The 730-nt window shown below is 61.2% G+C and carries 2 pseudogenes; both read left to right on the plus strand.

Annotation, left to right across the window (positions count from 1 at the left end):
• A pseudogene (locus tag QIT27_RS16970) lies at positions 1–186 on the plus strand (electron transfer flavoprotein subunit beta/FixA family protein); the annotation flags it as partial.
• Positions 187–231: 45 nt separating this feature from the next.
• A pseudogene (locus QIT27_RS16975) lies at positions 232–730 on the plus strand (electron transfer flavoprotein subunit alpha/FixB family protein); the annotation flags it as partial.

Below are 730 nucleotides of genomic sequence, written 5' to 3' on the forward strand. Positions count from 1 at the left end.
CCGGACATCATGAAGGCCAAGAAAAAGCCGCTGGATGTCAAAACCCCCGCTGACTACGGCGTGGAAGTGGCCTCCAAGGTCACGCTGCTCAAAGTGGAATCCCCCGCCGAGCGCAAAGGCGGTATCAAAGTCGCCTCGGTCGACGAGCTGATCGACAAACTGAAAAACGAAGCCAAAGTGATCTAAGGTCGGCGTGACGTTGATCGACATGCTTTGAAAGGAGTGAATTCTATGAGCATTCTGGTACTTGCCGACCTTCATGAAGGTCAGTTGGCCAGCGCCACCGCCCACGTCGTGGCAGCGGCCCAAGCCATTGGTGGCGATATCGATGTGCTGGTCGCCGGTGAAGGCGTCCAGGTCGCCGCTGACGCGGCCGCCAAACTCGACGGCGTGAGCAAAGTACGCGTGGCGGACAACGCCGTGTACGCCCACCAGCTGGCCGAGCCCATGGGCGCGCTGCTGGTGGAACTGGCGGGTGATTACACCCACGTACTGGCCAGCGCCTCCACCACCGGTAAAAACGTGCTGCCGCGCCTGGCGGCCCTGAAAGACGTCAGCCAGCTGTCGGATGTGATCGGCGTCGAAAACGCCGATACTTTCCTGCGCCCGATTTATGCCGGTAACGCCATCGCCACGGTCAAAAGTGACGACGCGCTGAAAGTCATTACCGTGCGCACCACCGCGTTCGATGCGGTGGGCCAGGGCGGCAGCGCAGCCGTGGAAGCGGTAG

This window comes from Halomonas sp. LC1 (assembly GCF_030247125.1).
Classification (GTDB): Bacteria; Pseudomonadota; Gammaproteobacteria; order Pseudomonadales; family Halomonadaceae; genus Vreelandella.